Below are 1,619 nucleotides of genomic sequence, written 5' to 3'. Positions count from 1 at the left end.
AAAGGCAATTGTGCATCCAGATTGAGGGTGTAGAGAAAATCCACCTGGCTGAGCGTTTCGAATCCTTCCTGTGCAGATGTGAGGCGTTCCCAGTCTGCGGAGGCCTTGAATCCGGCGTGCCATTTGAGACTGCGGTAGTCTATGCCTATGTTTGGAGAAACATGCAGATTCTGTACGATGCTCTTCTGGAAATCATCGGTCGTACCCGTATTGGTGAAATCTACACTGCGGTCCAGTCTTATATCGGTATCAATCTTGAGGAACCAATGCCGATATTGATCTATATATTGACTGAAATTTCCAGCAAACCACAATCCTCTGTTTCCGTCAATATTCCAGGGGGTATAGGTATAACCTCCGGTCTGTGGATTGAAACGGCGTAACTGTCCTATGGCATTATTGATTGTATATAAGGAGAGACCCAGACTCCAAAGACGCGTTTTTTCCTGCTTGAATCCTGCCCATTTTGTACCCAGATAATATTCATAGGATGATTTTAGAGAAGGATTTCCGAGATAGACAGCCAGAGGGTTGCTGTCGTCACATACGTCAAGCATTAAAGTCTGTGAAGGTGATCTGTGCTGCATATCAAAGTGTAACTCCACTCCCTTGAACGTGACAGTTATATTCGGCCACGTAAATACCTCCCTTCGAATATTGGATTGTTCTCCCTTCGGCCGCCATTCATTCAGACGTTCGTATGTGATGTTAAGCGGGAGCTCGGCATCTATCTGCAAATCTTCCGTTTTATAGTACCATCTCAATCGTGGTGAATGAAACCAATAAAAGTATGAACGATGGTAGCTGTTTAGCGAATCCATACAATGCCTATACAAATCAGTTGCAGAAGGAAGTAGCCCGATAGGAGCCTTATCGGGCATCCATTCATTGCCCAGCCGGTCCAGTCTGTAAAGCATACGCTCGGAAGAATGGAATTCCTGGGTGTAACCATAGGTAAAAAACAGTTTCTGTTTTTTATTGGATATAAAAGGCCAATCAATCATAATACGATAAATATACTTACTTTTGGGCCGATTGTCATAACGATTGCGTTTGTCGGCCGTCTGGTTTGCTGTGAGCAGGTTGTAGTGTTGCATATCATATCCCCGTTCATGGTTGTATTCATAGAACAGTGATAAATTAAAGTAATTCAAATTCCATGCTTTCAGGTTTATGTCTGTATCCATATGTCCGTTAGTACTCCATTTATGCGTACGGTTACGATCCTGAGTGGCAAGCAGGTTGAGAAAGTCTTTCCCACAGTTGTTTGTCATGAAGATAGAGTCCAGTCCTTGACGTCCCAGCAGTCTGTTTCCTTCGGCAGAAAGGTAATTCCCATCTGTCCGTCCGTAGGAATAAGAAAGCTTCGGTATATAACGTATATAGAATTTGGGAAAGATGAAAATACACAGGTTATCCCAATTGGCATAAGTATTCTTGTTGCGTTGTTCGCGGTAGGCTGTAGTATGGACTGCATCTGTTTCCGGGAGGAACGAAGTGGCTGATGTGAATTGTTGCAGATCCCCATTGTCCATCCCTGTCTTAAGGGTTGATTTGTAACGTATTTTGCGGTCATGGCTCTCTATGTAGTAGAAGGCTCCTGCTTCCGCAGTTTTGTT

At 43.7% G+C, this 1,619-nt stretch carries 1 protein-coding gene; it reads right to left on the bottom strand.

Annotated elements, in window-relative coordinates; all coding sequences use genetic code 11:
- A partial coding sequence (locus DXA74_RS15880) for a hypothetical protein (protein WP_199666214.1) occupies positions 1 to 1,535 on the bottom strand: 1,535 nt, incomplete at its 3' end.
- Between the last annotated feature and the right edge of the window lie 84 nt (positions 1,536 to 1,619).

This window comes from Bacteroides sp. OF04-15BH (assembly GCF_003477995.1).
Taxonomy (GTDB): Bacteria; Bacteroidota; Bacteroidia; order Bacteroidales; family Bacteroidaceae; genus Paraprevotella.
The sequence above is the reverse complement of the archived record's forward strand: the minus strand, read 5'-3'. Positions and strand labels throughout refer to the sequence as shown.